At 67.1% G+C, this 15,172-nt stretch carries 17 protein-coding genes; 12 read left to right on the forward strand and 5 right to left on the reverse strand.

What is annotated here, in order from left to right; genetic code table 11:
• The first annotated feature begins 96 nt into the window (after positions 1-96).
• From QSJ59_RS07865 to QSJ59_RS07885, 5 genes are all read left to right on the forward strand, one after another.
• Positions 97-1,167, forward strand: coding sequence for a chaplin family protein (locus QSJ59_RS07865; RefSeq protein WP_285758268.1), 1,071 nt, complete (start codon positions 97-99; stop codon positions 1,165-1,167).
• Between the two features lie 176 nt (positions 1,168-1,343).
• Complete coding sequence (locus tag QSJ59_RS07870) at positions 1,344-2,183, forward strand: SURF1 family cytochrome oxidase biogenesis protein (RefSeq protein ID WP_285758270.1); 840 nt, start codon at positions 1,344-1,346, stop codon at positions 2,181-2,183.
• Positions 2,180-3,019 carry a class I SAM-dependent methyltransferase gene (locus tag QSJ59_RS07875; RefSeq protein ID WP_285758271.1) on the forward strand — a complete coding sequence of 280 codons (840 nt, stop codon included), beginning with the start codon at positions 2,180-2,182 and terminating at the stop codon, positions 3,017-3,019. Before QSJ59_RS07870 ends, QSJ59_RS07875 begins: the two co-directional genes overlap by 4 nt.
• 4 nt (positions 3,020-3,023) lie before the next feature.
• Complete coding sequence (locus tag QSJ59_RS07880) at positions 3,024-3,275, forward strand: Smr/MutS family protein (RefSeq protein ID WP_285758272.1); 252 nt, start codon at positions 3,024-3,026, stop codon at positions 3,273-3,275.
• Between the two features lie 278 nt (positions 3,276-3,553).
• Complete coding sequence (locus QSJ59_RS07885; protein ID WP_285758273.1) at positions 3,554-4,903, forward strand: pectate lyase family protein; 1,350 nt, start codon at positions 3,554-3,556, stop codon at positions 4,901-4,903.
• Between the two features lie 137 nt (positions 4,904-5,040).
• On the opposite strand, the gene QSJ59_RS07890 is transcribed toward QSJ59_RS07885, so the two are convergent.
• Positions 5,041-5,733 (reverse strand): class I SAM-dependent methyltransferase, encoded by a 693-nt coding sequence (locus QSJ59_RS07890; protein ID WP_285758276.1) that lies wholly within the window; start codon positions 5,731-5,733, stop codon positions 5,041-5,043.
• A 269-nt stretch (positions 5,734-6,002) separates the two neighbouring features.
• Between QSJ59_RS07890 and QSJ59_RS07895 the strand changes: the two genes are divergently transcribed.
• The 4 genes from QSJ59_RS07895 (at position 6,003) to QSJ59_RS07910 (ending at position 8,958) form a co-directional block, all read left to right on the forward strand.
• Entirely contained in the window at positions 6,003-6,866 is an 864-nt protein-coding gene (locus tag QSJ59_RS07895) for an SDR family NAD(P)-dependent oxidoreductase (RefSeq protein WP_285758278.1), read from the forward strand.
• Positions 6,867-7,044: 178 nt separating this feature from the next.
• Positions 7,045-7,308 (forward strand): phosphoribosyl-ATP diphosphatase, encoded by a 264-nt coding sequence (locus tag QSJ59_RS07900; RefSeq protein WP_285758279.1) that lies wholly within the window; start codon positions 7,045-7,047, stop codon positions 7,306-7,308.
• 88 nt (positions 7,309-7,396) lie between these two features.
• Positions 7,397-8,251: an ATP phosphoribosyltransferase gene (gene hisG, locus QSJ59_RS07905; RefSeq protein ID WP_285758281.1), complete on the forward strand. Its 855-nt coding sequence runs from the start codon at positions 7,397-7,399 to the stop codon at positions 8,249-8,251.
• 23 nt (positions 8,252-8,274) lie between these two features.
• On the forward strand, positions 8,275-8,958 hold the full coding sequence (locus QSJ59_RS07910) for a spermidine synthase family protein (RefSeq protein WP_285758283.1): 684 nt from the start codon (positions 8,275-8,277) through the stop codon (positions 8,956-8,958).
• 246 nt (positions 8,959-9,204) lie between these two features.
• Here QSJ59_RS07910 and trxA read toward each other — a convergent pair whose 3' ends face one another.
• Positions 9,205-9,591, reverse strand: coding sequence for a thioredoxin (gene trxA / locus QSJ59_RS07915; protein ID WP_285758284.1), 387 nt, complete (start codon positions 9,589-9,591; stop codon positions 9,205-9,207).
• 235 nt (positions 9,592-9,826) lie between these two features.
• Between trxA and QSJ59_RS07920 the strand changes: the two genes are divergently transcribed.
• Both QSJ59_RS07920 and QSJ59_RS07925 read left to right on the forward strand, forming a co-directional pair.
• Positions 9,827-10,192, forward strand: coding sequence for a YidH family protein (locus tag QSJ59_RS07920; protein WP_285758286.1), 366 nt, complete (start codon positions 9,827-9,829; stop codon positions 10,190-10,192).
• Positions 10,189-10,554 carry a DUF202 domain-containing protein gene (locus tag QSJ59_RS07925; RefSeq protein ID WP_285758288.1) on the forward strand — a complete coding sequence of 122 codons (366 nt, stop codon included), beginning with the start codon at positions 10,189-10,191 and terminating at the stop codon, positions 10,552-10,554. Before QSJ59_RS07920 ends, QSJ59_RS07925 begins: the two co-directional genes overlap by 4 nt.
• Before the next feature lie 36 nt (positions 10,555-10,590).
• On the opposite strand, the gene QSJ59_RS07930 is transcribed toward QSJ59_RS07925, so the two are convergent.
• The 3 genes from QSJ59_RS07930 to QSJ59_RS07940 form a co-directional block, all read right to left on the reverse strand.
• Positions 10,591-11,598: an NAD-dependent epimerase/dehydratase family protein gene (locus QSJ59_RS07930; protein WP_285758760.1), complete on the reverse strand. Its 1,008-nt coding sequence runs from the start codon at positions 11,596-11,598 to the stop codon at positions 10,591-10,593.
• A gap of 92 nt (positions 11,599-11,690) precedes the next feature.
• Positions 11,691-12,404 (reverse strand): PIG-L deacetylase family protein, encoded by a 714-nt coding sequence (locus QSJ59_RS07935; protein ID WP_285758290.1) that lies wholly within the window; start codon positions 12,402-12,404, stop codon positions 11,691-11,693.
• A 95-nt stretch (positions 12,405-12,499) separates the two neighbouring features.
• Positions 12,500-13,204 (reverse strand): WbqC family protein, encoded by a 705-nt coding sequence (locus tag QSJ59_RS07940; protein ID WP_285758291.1) that lies wholly within the window; start codon positions 13,202-13,204, stop codon positions 12,500-12,502.
• Positions 13,205-13,590: 386 nt separating this feature from the next.
• Here QSJ59_RS07940 and QSJ59_RS07945 point away from each other — a divergent pair, with 386 nt between their 5' ends.
• Positions 13,591-15,132: a glycosyltransferase family 2 protein gene (locus tag QSJ59_RS07945; RefSeq protein ID WP_285758293.1), complete on the forward strand. Its 1,542-nt coding sequence runs from the start codon at positions 13,591-13,593 to the stop codon at positions 15,130-15,132.
• Positions 15,133-15,172: the final 40 nt, after the last annotated feature.

The raw sequence follows: 15,172 nt of genomic DNA on the forward strand, positions 1-15,172 counted from the left end.
GTATTGGGTTTGCGATTCACGATCCCGCTCGTGGTGACGCTATGCCCTCAAGTGGTTACGTCTCGTAACGCAGTCAGCGAAAGGCCATGCCTGAACATGCGTAAGAAAATGCTCGCCACCGCCTCCACCGCCCTGCTCACCGCAGGTCTGGTCGGTGGCTTTGCCCCCTTCGCCCTCGCCGACCAGGTGACCAGCGGTTCCGGCAGCATCGCCGGTGGCAACCAGGTCAACGTCCCGGTGGACATCGAAGCCGCGATCTGCGGAAACTCCTTGGCGGTCCTGGGAATCTCCCAGGCCCAGTGCACCAAGGTCTCCCGGGTCGTCTACGCCGCCAGCGACGAGGGCAAGAGCGCCCAGAAGACCAGCGGTTCGGGCAGCATCGCCGGCGGCAACCAGATCAACATCCCGGTCGACACCGCCGTGGACGTCTGCGGCAACTCCATCGCCGTGGCCGGCCTGTCCCAGGCCAAGTGCACCAAGGTGGTCGAGGAGATCGCCGAGAGCTCCACCACCACGCAGCAGACCAGCGGTTCGGGCAGCATCGCCGGCGGCAACCAGGTCAACATCCCGATCAACGTCGCCCTCGACATCTGCGGCAACTCGGTGTCGGTCCTGGGGGTCTCCAAGGCCGAGTGCACCACCATCGTCAACATCATCCACGCCGCGCCGGAGAACGAGGGCGGCGCCGGTGAAGGGTCCGAGGGCGGTCAGCAGACCGACGGTTCGGGCAGCATCGGCGGCGGCAACCAGGTGAACATCCCCGTGGACACCGCCGTCAAGGTCTGCGGCAACGCCATCAGCGTGCTGGGCATCGGCGAGTCCGAGTGCGTCGAGAAGATCAGTCAGGGCAAGCCCGAGAAGCCCGAGAAGCCCGAGGAGCCCAAGCCCTCCGAGACCCCGGAGAAGCCCAAGCCCTCCGAGAAGCCCGAAGACCCCGACGGCGAGCGCGAGGAGCCCGAGGGCCCCGGTGAGCCCGAGGGACCGGGGGACACCGACAAGCCCGAGCCCCCGGCCGACGAGAAGCCCGTCGCCTCCGGTGGTCTTCCGGTGACCGGAGCCGCCCTCGGCGGCCTGGTGGCAGCCGCGGTCGCGGCCGTCGGCGGTGGCGGTGCGGCGATGTACCTCAGCCGTAAGAAGAAGGCCGCCGCCGCGGCCTCCGAGAGCTAGCCCGTACTCCTGCCTCCCATCTCATCTCGCGCGTAGCGTGTGCCCCCCGACAAACCGGTCGGGGGGCACACGCGCGTTGCAGGAAGGTGTCATGCGCATGTGACGCCGTGGTTCACCGCCTCCGCCTTCGGAGGGGGTGCTGCGCAGGGGGCGGAGGAGTCTCATAGCCTCAAGGGGTGCTCCGCGTTCTGATCTCACCCCGGATGCTGGCGTTCCACGCGCTGGTTCTGCTGGTCATTCCCTCTTTCATCGTGCTCGGCCAGTGGCAGTACGACCGCTCGGTGCTCAAGTCCGAGGCGGTCGCGTTGCAGGAGGCCAACCTGAGCGCCGCTCCGGTCCCGGTGGAGGAGTTGGCCCAGGTCGGTGCCGGCTTGCCGCGTGAGGACCGGTGGCGTTCGGTCACCGCCACCGGAACCTTCGATTCCGAGCACGAACTCCTGGTCCGCAACCGCGACGGTGCGCGCGGGGTCGGTCTCTACGTCGTCACGCCGCTGGTCACGTCCGAAGGCACCGGGCTGCTGGTCAACCGGGGGTGGGTGCCCCAGCCCCCCACGTCGACGGAACAGCCGGAGGTCCCTGCGCCGCCCGCCGGTGAAGTGACCGTCACCGGGCGGCTCCAGTTCTCCGAGACGCCCGAGAACACCGGGATCCGGGTTCGGGACGGGCTGCCCGAAGGGCAGATCATGCTCATCGACGTGGACGCCATCGCCGGGACGGTCCCTTATCCGCTCTACGGTGGCTTCGCCGAATTGACCGATCAGGAGCCGGTCTCCGATCCGGCACCCGAGCGGGTCCCGGTGCCGGAGGTCGACACCGGTATGAACTTCTCCTACGCGGTCCAATGGTGGGTGTTCTCGTTGATCGCGGTCGTGGGCTGGGTCTTTCTGGTCCGGCGCGAACTCAAGGATGCCGAGAACGGCACCGCCGGTCCGCCCGCGTCGGGCTCCGGCCCCGATCCCGGACCGCCTCCGAGCACCGGTCCGCGGACGGGGCCGCCTGCCAAGATGGGCGCATGACCGATGACCTGATGGACGCCGCCGTCGAACGGATCGCACGCCGCGCACCCGGCGCGGGGGAGAGTGCCAGCGCAAGCCGGGTGTGGTGGGAACGTGAGGCTGACGATTACCAGGCCGAGCACGGTGCGTTCCTCGGCGACGCCGAATTCGTATGGGGTCCGGAAGGTCTGACCGAGTCCGCGGCCCGACTCCTGGGCGACCCCGCGGACCTGGCCGGCGGCCGGGTGTTGGAGATCGGCTGCGGGGCCGGGCAGTGCGGGCGGTGGTTGCGCGGACAGGGAGCGACCGAGGTGGTCGGCATCGATGTCTCTCTGCGCCAGCTCCACCATTCCCGCCGTATCGACGAGGCGACCGGGTGCCGGTTGGCAACGGCCCAGGCCGATGCCCAGTTGTTGCCCTTCGCCGACGCCGCCTTCGATGCGGTGTGCTCTTCCTACGGGGCGTTTCCCTTCATTCCCGACGCCGCCGCCGCGCTTCGCGAGACGGCCCGGGTGCTGCGCCCCGGTGGCCGACTGGCTTTCTCCGTCAGCCATCCCGTCCGCTGGTGCTTTCCGGACTCGCCCGGTGAGGAAGGGTTGCGGGTGCGCGACTCCTACTTCGACCGCCGCGCCTATGTCGAGGAGGACGAACAGGGGCGCGCGCTGTACGTGGAGTCGCACCAGACGGTCGGCGACTGGGTGCGGGCGATCAGTGGGGCGGGGCTGTTCCTGACCGATCTCGTCGAGCCTGAATGGCCTGCGGACAACACCGAGGTCTGGGGTGGCTGGAGTCCACTCAGGGGGAAACTGATCCCTGGAACCGCGATCTTCGCAGCCCGCAAACCGGAAGGGGCCTAGCCCGGTGAAACTCAAGCTCGACCTGCACGACGTCTACAACCGGGGCTCCGACATCGATCGTGCTCTGCGCGATGTCATCAACGAAGCCGTGCGCACCAAGGCCAAGACGGTGGAGATCATTCCGGGAAAGGGCTCCGGGCAGCTGAAGAAGCGGGTGCTGCGCTTCCTGGAATCCAAGGAGATCAAGCCGCTCTACCACCGGGTGGAGAAAGACTCCAAGAACTTCGGCCGGCTGTTCGTGCACTTCAAGCACTGAGAAAGCCGGCTGGTCCGGGCGTGGCCGCTTGCTGGTCGGGGTGGCGTCGACGCTTTGATGGCCCGGTCCTTCTGCTCGACGCGGCCCGAATGCAGCGACTGCCCCGGGGGGTTTCCCGCCGGGGCAGTCGCTATTGACAGCGGGAAAACGCTGTGACTATCGTCACGGGAAGCGCTTTCCGGGAAAGTCTGCCCCCCTCTTCCCCCATAGCGAGGACCGCGCACGTCATGCCCTCGGCCGGGGCGAGGACGGGTGCGCTCCCGCGGCAAGGAGCCCTGATGCGACGGACGATCGGCTACGGCCTCGCCCTGTCGATGCCTGTACTCCTCCTGGCGGCCGGTGCCGTCGCGGCCGACGAGAGGCCCGCGCCGGACGTCTCGCCCAGCGCCGAGCGGGTTGCCCGCCAGGTACTGGGACCCGACGACGGCTGGGCCTCCGCAGGAGCCGGGACCACCGGCGGCTCCGCTGCCACCGCGGACCAGGTGCACGTCGTCAGCGACTACGCCCAACTGCAGGCCGCGCTGGCCGGCGGACGCGCCAACGACACCCCCAAGATCGTCTTCATCGACGGCACCATCGACGCCAACACCGACGAGCAGGGCCGACCGGTCAGCTGCGACCACTACGCCGACCCCGATTACGACTTCGCCGCCTACCTCGCCGAGTACGGTCCCGAGAACTGGGGGACCGACGAAGAGCCGCACGGCCCCCTTGAGGACGCCCGCGCCAGGTCCCAGGACAATCAGGGCGAGCAGATCATCTTCGAGATCGGTTCCAACACCACCCTCATCGGCCTGGGTGACGACGCCCGGCTGCTCGGCGCGCAGATGATGGTCGAGAGCGTCCACAACGTCATCATCCGCAACATCTCCTTCGAGAACGCCTACGACTGCTTCCCGCAGTGGGATCCCACCGACACCGCCGTGGGCAACTGGAACTCCGAGTTCGACAACGTCTCGGTGCGCCGTTCGACCAACGTCTGGATCGACCACAACGAGTTCAGCGACGGCGACCTGCTCGACCGGGACCTCCCGGAGTACCTCGGCCGCGAGTACCAGCAGCACGACGGGCTCCTGGACATCACGCACGGGGCCGACCTGGTCACCGTGTCCTACAACCATCTGTACGACCACGACAAGACCATGCTCATCGGAAGTACCGACTCGCCCACCCACGACGTCGGCAAACTCCGGGTCACCCTGCACCACAACAAATGGGAGGACATCCTCCAGCGCGCGCCCCGAGTGCGCTACGGCCAGGTCCACATCTACAACAACCATTACGTGATTCCCCGGACCCCGCCGGGCGAGAAGGTCTACGAGTACTCCTGGGGCGTCGGCGTGGAGTCCCAGATCTACGCGGAGAACAACTACTTCGAGGCCTACCGCGAGTTCGACCCGGCCGAGGTCATCGCGCACTGGAAGGGCACCGCGATGCATGAGTCGGGGACCTACCTCAACGGCAGCGCGCCCAGGCACCGGGTGAGCCTGCTCGACGCCTACAACGCGGCCCGAGAGCCCGTCATCGGTTCCGGGGTCTCCTGGACGCCGGCCCATCACAACCGGATCGACCCGACGCGATCGGTGCCGGCCACGGTCCGCAAGGCGGGGACCGGCCAGATCCTCTGAGGCCGGCCGAGCGGCTTCGCCCCTGACGATTCCCCTGAGCAGCGCCCCTGGTGTCTCCCCTCCGCCGGGGGCGCTCGCACGTCGTACACGCGAACCGGCCCCGTCGCCTATGGGGTCGGGGCCGGTTCGGCCACAGGTCAGTCCAGCGGTTTGCGCAGGTGAAAGATCCACGCGGGCGGCAGGTTGAGCAGGATGCGGTCCGTGCCGATCCCGTAGCGGTTCACCCACTCCTCGACGACCCAGCTCGACTGGGCCTGGCGCAGGTACTGCTCGCGCGGCGCGATGACCGCCTTGATCTCCTTGGTGTAGAGGTAACCGAAGAAGGACAGGCGTCCGCCGGGACGAAGCACGGTGAAGTAATAGTCCAGGATCGTGCGGACCTCATCGGCGGTGAAGTTGGCGAAAGGCAGTCCGGAGATGATCGTGTCGAAGCGGCGGTCGGTTCCCAGGTCGTTCACCAGGGCGGTGTGCACGGTCGTACGGTCGCTGGCGTTGCTGAAGACCGGGTCGGTCTTCACCATTTCCTCAAGGTGCCGGGTGAAGCGCGGGTTCGCCTCCACCATGTCGAGGGTGTCGCCCTCGCGCATGTGCGCGGCGATAGCCCGGGACACCGGCCCGGTTCCCGAACCGGCCTCCAGGATGTTGATCGGGGCGGTCGGGTCGTCCCGTTGGGTGACGAAGCGGGTCAGTGCAGTGGACAGTGCCGTTCCACTGGGTGCGATCGCACCCGTCGCGCGAAACGTCTGAAATGCCTGCTGGATGAATAATCCGGCGTCACGCAGTCGGTGGTCGAGGCGCAGGGGCTCAAAAGGGCTCTGGGTCGCTGCCATAGAAGAACGCTACTGCCTGTCCCGTTAAGACGGTGGTTAGTTGATCGTCCGTTTTTCTCCCACTGCGTCGATACGGGCTGGTGGGGCTGTTCCCATCTCCCCACCGAACAGAAGGCGGCAACGGTCCTGTTCGGGCGCGTCGAGAAAACCGTCGTGGGCGGGACCTGCCGGATGGGGGCGGACACGGACGTGCCCCGGCCGCCAGGGCATGAGGATCCCGTGGTTTCGGGACCGTGCAACCGATGGCCAAGCGGATAGCATTGCCGACTATGAGTGACCACCGGACCCATCCCCGTACCGCTCTGATCACCGGTGCCTCCACCGGTATCGGGGAGGAGTACGCTCGCCAACTCGCCGAGCGCGGCTTCGCGCTCGTACTGGTCGCACGCCGCGCCGAGGCCCTCTCCGCGCTCGCGGCCGAGCTCTCTGCGCAATACGGCGTGGTGGTCGAGGAGATCCCCGCGGACCTCACCGACCCCGACTCCCTGGCCGTGGTCGAGGAGCGGCTGCGTGTCGGGGAGGGAGGCGAGCTCACGCCGATCGACCTGCTGGTCAACAACGCAGGACAGGGCCACGGAGGCGAGTTCGCCAGGCAGGACCCCGCGGACGTGCAGAGCACGATCGCGCTCAACATCACCGCCCTGACCAAGCTCGCGCACGCGGTGCTCCCCGTTCAGATCGAGCGCTCGAACGCCACGAGCGGCCGACGGCCGCTCGGGGGCCCCAACCGGTCGTCGGCCGTGGAGGGGCGGCAGCTGCTCGGGATCATCAACGTCGCCTCGATCGCCGGACTGATGCCGTCCTCGCCGGGCGGTGCGATCTACGCGGCCACCAAGGCGTACGTCCTCTCGTTCTCCGAGACGGTGGCCGTCGAGGCCAGTCGCAACGGAGTCCGGGTCACCGCCGTGGTCCCCGGTTACGTGCGCACCGACATGAGCCGGTACGCCCAGGAGGCCGGTGTCCCCGACATCGGCTTCGTCGCCAAGGACCACGTGGTCTCCGAGTCGCTGCGCGCGTGGGCGGCCGGCCGTTCCCGTGTGGTTCCGGGGCCGCAGTACAAGGTCGCCAGTGGTCTGCTCGGGGTGTTTCCCCGCGGACTTTTCAGCGCGGTCGCCGACCGGTTCACCCGGTAACGGTCTCCGACCCGCGGGCGGGGGCCAGAAGCGGGTGATGGAGTGTGGGCGTATCCCCCTGAACATGCCTTTTTCGTTCTCCGATGTGACACCGGTTCAGTTCCTATCGGACGGTCCGGGTCACGCCGGGGGACGGCTGCGCCTAATGTAGAAGGGCACGTAGTCGAGGAAAGTGATCATGAAGACCTTCGAAGAGCTGTTCGCCGAGCTGTCCGAGAAGGCGCGCACCCGACCCGAGAACTCGGGCACGGTCGCCCAGCTCGACGCCGGCGTGCACGCGATCGGAAAGAAGGTCGTCGAGGAGGCCGCAGAGGTCTGGATGGCCGCCGAGTACCAATCGGACGACGAAGCCGCCGAAGAGATCTCCCAGCTCCTCTACCACCTCCAGGTTCTGATGCTGGCGCGCGGGTTGCGCCTTGAGGACGTCTACAAGCATCTGTAGGCCGGCCTCGCGCTTTGCCCGCGCAGACCGGCCCCGCCGTGGCGTCCGTCCAGCAGGCTTTGAACCAGGAAGCAGAGGAACACCTCCAATGCCCGATCAGCTCCGTATCGCCGTGCCCAACAAGGGGCAGCTCTCCGAACCCGCGAGCGCCATGCTGCGCGAGGCGGGTTACCGCCAGCGCAAGGACTCCCGCGAGCTCGTCCTCATCGATCCCGAGAACCGCACCGAGTTCTTCTTCCTGCGCCCCAAGGACATCGCCGTCTATGTCGGCGAAGGCATCCTGCAGGCCGGGATCACCGGTCGCGACATGCTTCTGGACTCCGGTGCGCCGGCAGAGGAGATCCTGCCGCTGGGCTTCGGGCACTCGACCTTCCGGTTCGCCGCACGCGGCGGAGCCTCGATGAAGGTCGAGGACCTCGCCGGCAAACGCATCGCCACCTCGTTCGAAGGACTGCTGGAGGGATACCTTCGGCAGCGCGGAATCGACGCCCGGGTGATCCACCTGGACGGCGCGGTCGAGAGTTCCATCCAGTTGGGTGTGGCCGACGCGGTCGCCGACGTCGTCTCCACCGGCACCACGTTGCGTCAGGCGGGGCTGGAGATCTTCGGGGACCCGATCCTGGAGTCCGAGGCCGTCGTCATCGGCAGGCAGGGCATCGAGGACGATCCTGGTGTGCAGCAGTTGCTGCGCCGGTTGCGCGGGGTGCTGGTGGCCCGCGACTACGTGATGATGGACTACGACGTGAACGCCGAGCGCCTCGACGACGCGTCCGCGCTCACCCCCGGTATGGAGGGTCCCACGGTCTCCCCGCTGCACCGGGAGGGCTGGGTCGCCGTCCGTGCCATGGTTCCGCGGCGCGACGCCCAGCGCATCATGGACGACCTCTGGCAGATCGGCGCCCGCGCGATCCTGGTCACCGATATTTACGCCTGCCGTCTGTAGGCCGTCGAAAGGTCCTGCGCCTGATGCGGTTCCCCGCCCAGCCCCCCGAGCCCGCCATTGTCGAGCGCGCGACGGGGGTGACGGGCGGGGAGCTGGTCTTGCGGAGAGTCGGTGACCACTACGAGATCATCAGCAACGGCGTTTTCCTCATGGACACCCGTGACGGTTCCTCCGAGCGTGCGCTGGTGCGCGCCTCGCTGGCAGTGCTGCCCCCCGATCGGGTCGACCTGACGGTGCTGGTCGGGGGGCTGGGCGTGGGCTTCTCCGCCGCCGAGGCCCTGGCCTGCGACCGGGTCGCGCACGTGCAGGTGGTCGAGCTGGAGCCGCAGGTCATCGCCTGGCACTCCGGACCGCTCGGTGCGGTGGCGGGGCACCTGCCCGAGGAGCCTCGGTGTCGCATCACCCGCGCGGACCTGGTCGAGTGGCTGTCCGCGGCCGAGGGATCCTTCGACGCGATCTGCCTGGACATCGACAACGGCCCGGACTGGACCGTCGTCGAGAGCAACGGACTGCTCTACGAGCCGGCCGCACTTGACCGGCTGGCCGCCATCACCGCGCCGCAAGGCGTCGTGGCGTTCTGGAGTGCGATGCCCGCCCCCGGGTTCGCCCGGCTGCTGCGCGAGCGCTTCGGTGCGGTCGAGGCGATCGAGGTTCCGGCCCCCAGGGGTACCCCCGACCTGGTCTACCTGGCCCGTTCCGAGGACTGAGGGCATCGTCGGGCTCCCCGGCAGGGCTGCGGACGAAGGTTCCGGGCGCGGGTGGCCGTCCTGCGAACCGGTTCGCAGGACGGCCACCCGACGGCGGGGCACAAGCCGACGGGTCCGGCTCCGTGGAGTGCTGTGTCAGGACGTACGGGACAGGACCGCCGGAGAATTTGCGGCCGGACCGTCCCGGCGCGAGCAGAAGGGGTCGTCGTCCGCGTGGGACGGCGACCCCTTCAGGGCTCTTTGGGGTCAGACCGGCGCGTCGGTCTCGCCCTCTTCCTTGTCCTTGGCGATCTGGGCGCGGACCTCGTCCATGTCCAGATCGCGGGCCTGCTTGATCAGGTCCTCAAGAGCAGCCTCGGGCAGCGCGCCCGGCTGCGAGTAGATGACCGTCTTCTCGCGCACGATCATCAGGGTCGGGATCGACCGGATGTCGAAGCTTGCGGCGAGCTCCTGCTCCGCTTCGGTGTCGATCTTGGCGAAGGTGAGGTCGTCGTGCTTCTCGGCGGCCTTCTGGAAGGTCGGGGCGAACGCCTTGCACGGCCCGCACCAGGACGCCCAGAAGTCGATGAGGACGAAGTCCTTCTGCTCCAACGTCTCGTTGAAGTTTTCCTTGGTCAGCTCGATGGTGCCCACAAAATCTCCTGCGCTCGGGTCTCTGCTCTCTTCTAGAGCGGTCCTGCCCCCAGTTTTGTTCCACAAGCCCCCTGCGCGAAGGAAAGCGCGCGAGGCGCGGCGGACTGCGGTGGGTCGTCCCCGGGAAAACGCCCTAACACCACCGAGTTGGGAGGAAAACCCGTTCGTGCGTACATTCGAGCACAGAGGGGGCAGGTCAGTGCGCCCACGAGGCGAGAGCAGGGAGGTGGATCCGGTGTCGCATCCGCCGCCGTCGGGGGGAGAAGAGAACGGCGGCAGCGAACCCGACTACCGATTCACCCTTGCCAACGAGCGGACGTTCCTCGCCTGGATCCGCACCGCCCTGGCCCTGATCGCCGGAGCCGTCGCGGTACTGCACCTGGTGCCATTGGAGTGGAACACCTCGCTCCAGCTCACGCTTGGTCTGGCCCTTGCCGGACTGGCGGTGGTCATCACCGCCTACGCGCCCCTGCGCTGGCTGCGGGTGCAACGCGCCATGCGTATGGACCGTCCGCTGCCCACCAGTCCGCTGCCGTTGATCACCGCGGTCGGGGTCGCCCTGGTCTGTGTGGTCGTCATCGCCGGGAACTACTGGCCGTGAGAACCCGGCCGGATCGCGACCGTGGGTTGCAGCCCGAACGCACGCTGCTGTCCTGGCAGCGCACGGTCTTCTTGCTGGTCGGTGTCGCGTTGCTCTATCTGCGCGGGCCGTTGGTGGCGACCGGCGAGGCGTTCACCGCGCAACTGGTGAGCCGGGCGTTACCGGTTCTGGCCGTCGCCCTGGTGGCCGTCGTGGTCATCGTGCACCTGCGGCGGCGGTGGCGCCGGACCGATCACGGACTGCTCGACGACGCCACCGGATCGCCGCCGGCCCCGCTGGCGCGGCCCTGGGCGATTCTGCTCATCAGTGGTTCGGTGATCCTGCTCAGCACCGCGGTCGTGCTGACCGCGGTGCCGGGATGACGGGCCGGCCCGGTTGCGGCGGCGCCGACCCGTGGATCAGGCCACCGCAACCTCGGGGGAGGGGGCGGGTGAGGCGACGGGTACGGCGGGCTGCCCGTGCGCGATGATCGAGGTGATGATGTCGTCCAGTCTGCGGCTCGGACGGTAGTCGATCAGTTTTCCGGCCAGCGTCGTGTCGGGCATGCGCCGTCGCATGTCCTCGTACCCCTCTCCGTACGCCTCGTCGTAGGGAACGTACTCGATGGTGCTGGTCGAACCGGTCAGTTCGATCACGCGCTCGGCGAGGCCGCGGATCGAGATCTCTTCCAACCCGCCCAGATTGACCGCCTGGTTGTAGGCCGCAGGGGTCTCCATGAGCTGTACGACGGCCGGGACGACGTCGAAGACCGACCCGAAGCAGCGTCGCTGCGCACCGTCGCCGTAAACGGTGATGGGCTCGCCGGCGAGTGCCTGGGAGACGAAGCGCGGTACGACCATGCCGTAGCGGCCGGTCTGGCGCGGACCGACGATGTTGAAGAACCGGGTGATGACCGTGGGCAGACCGGTCTCCTGGCCGTAGACGTAGGCCACGAGCTCGTCGAGGCCTTTGGCCGCGGCGTAGGACCAGCGGCTCTTCAGTGCGGACCCCAGGATGCGGTCCGAGTCCTCGGTCAGGCCGTCGGCGTCGTTCTTGCCGTAGACCTCGCTGGTGGAGGCCACCATGACCCGCGCACCGTGCGCGGCGGCCGCCTCCACCACGTTCTCCGTCCCGTGCAGGTTGGTGCGCAACGACTGCAGCGGCCGGTCCACGATGGTGTGGACCCCGACCGCCGCCGCCAGGTGGAACACGGTGTCGCAATCGCTGATGAGGTCGTCGACCAGTCCCTTGTCCAGGATCGAGCCCTTGACCAGTTCGAAGGAACTGTTGTCCCGGAGCTGCTTGAGGTTCGTCTCGGAACCGGTCGACAGGTCGTCCAGCACCACGATCCGGTGTCCGCGGGCGACCAGGTAGTCGCTCAGGTGCGAGCCGATGAATCCGGCGCCGCCGGTGACCACTGCTTTCACGTGCATCCCTCCAAGGGAGCTGGTGGAATTTCTGGGACTTCTCGAACTTCGCCGAATCGGGCAGAGGTCCGTGGTGATGCGCGACCGGGAGTTCAGGTCAGCAACCGGAGCGTGTGGTAGCCCTCGGCGAGGGCCACCCCCGTCTGCATGCCGCGTAGGGCGGCCAGGCTGCGCAGGGTCGTCTCGGATCGGGTGTGCGGGTGCTGGTGGGCCTGGGTGCAGTAGAGCCCCATGGCTTTGACCTTCGCCGAGAGGTGTTCCTCGGTCAGTTCCACGAGGAGGTTCGGCGACGGGACGGCGTCGTAACGCCACTGGTCGGCAGCCTCCTCATAGGCCAGTACGACCCGGGGGTGGTGGCGGAGGCTGTTATTGGAGGGGCGCAGCGCGGTGTGCGCGGCCTCGGCTGTGACCTGGTGATCCTGGTTGTAGCTCGTCCAATGCGGTGTGATCACGACGGTCGGCCGCAGCGTCGCGATGGACAACGGACTGTGCTGCTCGATCGTGTTGGCGAGTTCGAACCGGGGAATACGGTCCAGTTTCAGGTGGTATTCGTCGCCCGGGAAGGCGATCTCCCAACCGTCCCACTCGAAGAAGTCCGCTACCTGCTTGATCTCGCTGTACCGCTCCTGGGCCGTCGAGATGCCCCTCGCCGAGTTGTCGGCGGTGTCCCCGACCGTCATGAATTGGACGTAGACCTCTGCTCCAGCCTCTTTGGCCTTGGCCATCAGGCCCCCGCACCCAAGTGTCTCGTCGTCTGGATGAGGGGCGAGGATAAGGAGGCGTTCCCGCTGCCAGTCGATCGTCATTCCACGTCCTTCACGGTTGTCGAACTCGGGGGATGGTCGGTCGGGCGCGTGCGGTGGGGGACACGAGAACCTGCGGTTGCGAGGGCGGACAGGTGTCAGGCGCCGGCCCCGCACGAACGGGCGGCCCGGACCAGCTCCATGCCTTCGGGTCCGGCGTTGAAGAGCAGGTCCAGCGCGGCCATCCGCGGCAGGAACGCCCGGTTGTGCCGGTTGGCTTGGTGATATTCGGGGTGGTTGAAGTTCTGCCACTCGACGGCCACCCCGTGGTGTTCGAAGACCGCGGGGTCGACGTAGCCTTTGGCGCCGTCGCCCGACAGCATGGTCGTGGCCCCGACCTTCGTGCTGATCTGGGCGAGGAGCTCGCTCTTTTGGCCTGGGAATTCGCCCAGTTCACTGGAACGCATCACGGGGGTCGCGATGTCGAACGCGTCCAGGACGAAGCGGGTGGTGGTCAGGGACAGGTCGACCAGGTTCTTCCACTCCGTGGTGTACACGTCTGCGAATGCCTCTCCGAAGTCGCCGTGAAATGGGGCGCTTCGATAGCAGTGCTCGACCAGGGTGCGCCGGTGTTTTTCGCGCCAATCGGAGTCATTATTGATAGATTTGTCCATTATTCGCTCGTCCCGGCTGCGTTGGATTACCGGGACGGTGAGCAGTAGTGGACCATTCTTTGACGCCACATAGTTGCGATGCTGCCACCCTTTGCGTTCGAACTGGACGTGGTCCAGGACGATGAACAGATCGCACCGGTCGATCTTGTCCAGGAGTCCCAGCCAGGGCAGATAGTGAGGCTGGTGCATGGCGACGCGCACGGTGGTTCCCTTTCGCGGCGGTGTCTGTGACGCACTGTGTCCGGTGGCGGGGGTGCCGGGCCGGCCCGGCACGTGGCCGTCTCCATCCTCACGCCGGGCAAGGTTATTTAGTTCTCAAGTCATATCTTTGTGACTTTTGGCTCCGACTCATCATCAAATACGAGGAAAAATCGTGCAGCTCCACCTGCGGCGAAGAAAGGTCCTTCGGATATTGGATCAATGGGGCAGACTGGTCGCAAGCCCGATGCTTGCGATTCCCGTGGCCTGATCAGGTCGCAAAGTCCGGTGAACTAACACCTTGGGCGAAACGTCAACTTAACGACCACTTGTCGATTATTGCTGGCCCGAAACCTGTTACCACCGGAGGTTCTCCAGTGCGCACCGCGCGTTTCCTCGGAAGTTGGCTGGCCGGTCTGACGGCGCTCTCCACCGGAGTTCTCCTCTTCTTATGGTGGCTGGACTTCGTGCTCGGAGCCGGCGCCGCAGGCACGCCTGCCGTCCTGCTGCTGTGGATCGCCTTCGGCGTCAACCTGTTGGTCTGGTCCCTGATCGGCCTGCTGCGCCTGGGCGACGAGGCGATCCATCGGGTCAGGGGCGGTGGGGGAGCCCCGGCCCGTCACCGGGCCTCGGTCCGTCGTACCGATGCGGCGCGGGAGCGGGTGCTGGTGGGGACGGGCGGTGGTACGCACCGTGGCCAGCACGTTTTTGCCACCGGGGGCGAGGCCGGTGTCGCCGGCGAGTGGCCGGGAACCGATGGTCGGGCCGCGGCCGCGGCCGCACACCAGACGATCTCGCTGGCCGTCGTCATCCCCGCGCACAACGAGGAACCCGTCATCGACGGCGCGATCAAGTCGGCCCTGCGGCTGTTCAACCGCTGGGACATCTACGTCGTGTCCGACAGTTCCAGGGACGCCACCGCCGACATCGCCGCGGAGACCGGTGTCAACGTCCTCGAACTCCTCACCAACCGCGGGAAAGCCGGAGCCATCGAGGCGGTCATCCAGGAATTCGACCTGACCGAAAACTACGACGGTGTAGTGATCTTGGACGCCGACACCGTGCTGGACGAGAACTACGTCAAGGGCGCGCGCCGCCAGCTCGCCGACCCCACGGTGGCCGCAGTGGCCGGATTCGTCGTCGCCGAGTGGAAGCCACAGGAGAGAAGCGTCGTCGGCCGGCTCATCTCGGCCTACCGGGACCGCCTCTACTGGCTCTTGCAATACTTGATCCGGTTCGGGCAGACCTGGCGTTTCACCAGCGCGACCTTCATCGTTCCGGGGTTTGCCAGCGTCTACCGCAGCAGCGTGCTCAAACAATTGGAGATCAACCCCAAGGGGTTGGTCATCGAAGACTTCAACATGACGTTCGAGGTGCATCACAAACGCTTGGGGCGTATCTCGATGCGTCCGGACACCAAGGCCTACTCCCAGGACCCGTTCAGTCTCGGCGACTACACCAGCCAGGTCCGCCGTTGGAGCCTGGGGTTCTGGCAGACGGTCCGGCGCCACGGGATCTGGCCGAGCCTGTTCTGGTTCGCGCTGTTCTTCTACATCCTCGAAGTGGTGTTCGTCGCGCTCGCCCTCATCGCCACCGCACTGGTCGGCCTGTTCGTGCTGCTTCCGATGCTCACCGGCAGTGCGGTTCTGGGTATCGACTGGTACGCCGACAGTTACGCGACGGTGACCGCCGTACTGCCGCTGAGCGCCATCGCGGTCGGTCTGTTCGTGCCCGACTACATCCTGACCTGCGTCATCGCGACGGTTCGTCGCCGTCCCAGCTACCTCTTCTACGGGCTGTTCTTCCTGCCCGTCCGGTTGCTGGATTCCTGGTTGACCCTGCGCACCATCCCCCAGGCGTGGACCGCGCGATCGGACGGTCGGTGGAAGAGCCCCACGCGCAAGGCACTCAATAGCTGATCGGACGCCCCGATCAGGGGGCACCCGGAACGACGCTTAG

This window comes from Nocardiopsis ansamitocini, assembly GCF_030268225.1.
GTDB classification, from domain to species: Bacteria; Actinomycetota; Actinomycetes; order Streptosporangiales; family Streptosporangiaceae; genus Nocardiopsis_D; species Nocardiopsis_D ansamitocini.